The sequence below is a fragment of the Streptomyces aureus genome (assembly GCF_001418135.1).
GTDB lineage: Bacteria > Actinomycetota > Actinomycetes > Streptomycetales > Streptomycetaceae > Streptomyces > Streptomyces aureus_A.
In genome coordinates, this window is the sequence record NZ_LIPQ01000085.1 from 1 (window position 1) to 1,697 (window position 1,697).

At 72.8% G+C, this 1,697-nt stretch carries 1 protein-coding gene; it reads right to left on the reverse strand.

The annotated features are described in order from the left end of the window. Positions 1-1,697, reverse strand: a 1,697-nt coding sequence (locus AOK00_RS08985; protein WP_159041713.1) for a non-ribosomal peptide synthetase, incomplete at both ends; no start/stop codon positions are given.

Here is a 1,697-nt window from a genome sequence, read left to right on the forward strand (position 1 = left end):
CCGACGGAGAGCCGGGGCGGACAGGACGTCGCCTCCGGTCCAGATCTCCCGCAGACCGGACAGGGACTCCACCGCCTCCGACGCCATCGCGTCGAACAGTGCGGTCGTGAAGTACACCGCCGAGATCCGCTGCTCCACGATCACCCGCGCCAGCTCGCCGATGTCCACCTTCGGCGCGCTGAGCACCACCGCCGTCCCACCGCTGAGCAGCGGCACCCACAACTCGTACGTGGAGGAGTCGAACGCCAGCGGCGAGTACGCGAGCACCCGACGGTGCCGCTCCCCCGAACCCGACGCCCACCACGGATCCAACGCCAGCTCCACCACGTTCCGATGGGTGTTCGCCACACCCTTCGGCACACCACTCGAACCCGACGTGTACATCACGTACGCCAACTGGTCCGGGTGGACGGCCGGTTCAGGTGCGGCGGCGCCGGTCTCGGCGAGAAGGGCCCGCACGTCGGGAGCCGGCAGCGTGTCCAGGTCTCGGGCGAACCCGACGTCCTGGGCGGGGCGATCGGTGACGAGGAGCGGCGCGCCCGTGTCGGCGAGGATGAACGCGAGCCGCTCCTCCGGCTGGCGCGGGTCCAGCGGCACATAGGCGCCACCCGCCTTGAGCACGGCGAGGGCCGCGACCACGAACTCCGCCGACCGGTCGAGGAAGAGGCCCACGGCGCCACCCGGCCCGACTCCGTGCGCGGCGAGCCGGGCGGCGAAGGCGTCCGACGCACGGTCGAGGTCGCGGTACGTCGTCTCGCGCTCTCCGCACTGCAGCGCCACGGCGTCCGGCGTCCGTGCGGCCTGGGCGGCGAACAACTCGTGCAGGGCTCCCTCGGGGAGCGGTACGGCGGTGTCGTTGTAGTCGGCGAGCAGGGCGTGACGCTGGGCCGAGGAGAGCAGTTCGATGTCGGCGACCTTGACGTCCGGGTCGGCGATGACGGCGTCCAGGACCCGGGCCAGCCGCTCACCGGCCGCCTCGACGGTGTCGGGGTCGTACAGGTCGGTGGCGTACTCGAGGACGATGTCGAGGCCGTTGGGGTGGCCGACGCGGTCGCGGTGCTCGTAGAAGTTGACGGTGAGGTCGAACTTGGCGATTCCCGCGCTCAGTTGCCGGGTCTCGGCGCGGACGCCCGGCAGCCGGGGCGCGGCCTCGGCGGCCTCGGCGAGGGTCAGCATGACCTGGAAGAGGGGGTGCCGGGCGGCGGAGCGCTCGGGGTTGAGGGTCTCCACGAGCCGGTCGAAGGGCAGGTCCTGGTGGGCCCAGGCGCCGAGGTCGGTCTCCCGGACCCGGTCGAGGAGTTCGCGGAAGGTCGGGTCGCCGGAGGCGTCGGTGCGCAGCACGAGGGTGTTGACGAAGAACCCGACCAGGTCCTCCAGGGCTTCGTCGGTCCGCCCGGCGACGAGCGAGCCGAGGGGGATGTCGGTGCCCGCCCCGGAACGGGCCAGCAGGGCCACGGTGGCCGCCTGCGCCACCATGAACAGGGTCACGCCGTGCTCCCTGGCCAGGGTGCTGAGGGCCTGGTGGGTCTCCGCAGGGCAGTGCACGGTGTGGGTGGCGCCGCGGTAGGAGGCCACGACCGGGCGGGGCCGGCTGGTGGGCAGGGTGACCTCGGTGGGCAGCTGCGCGAGCGCCTCCCGCCAGTGGGCGAGCTGGTCCTCCTCGTGGTCGGCGAGCAGGTCCCGCTGCCAGAGGGAGT